Origin of the sequence: Shigella sp. FC1661, from assembly GCF_001712525.1 — a bacterium.
Lineage (GTDB): Bacteria > Pseudomonadota > Gammaproteobacteria > Enterobacterales > Enterobacteriaceae > Escherichia > Escherichia coli.
In genome coordinates, this window is record NZ_MDGW01000540.1 from 1 (window position 1) to 241 (window position 241).

Annotated in this window: 1 pseudogene; it reads left to right on the forward strand. The window is 51.0% G+C overall.

Going from position 1 to position 241, the window contains the following annotated elements:
• Nucleotides 1-241, forward strand: a pseudogene (locus BFF42_RS21750) (IS1-like element transposase); the annotation flags it as partial.

Genomic DNA, 241 nt, shown 5'->3' on the forward strand with positions numbered 1-241 from the left:
TTCTATCAGCTGTCCCTCCTGTTCAGCTACTGACGGGGTGTGCGTAACGGCAAAAGCACTGCCGGACATCAGCGCTATCTCTGCTCTCACTGCCGTAAACATGGCAACTGCAGTTCACTTACACCGCTTCTCAACCCGGTACGCACCAGAAAATTATTGATATGGCCATGAATGGCGTTGGATGCCGGGCAACTGCACGCATTATGGGCGTTAGCCTCAACACGATTTTACGTCACTTAAA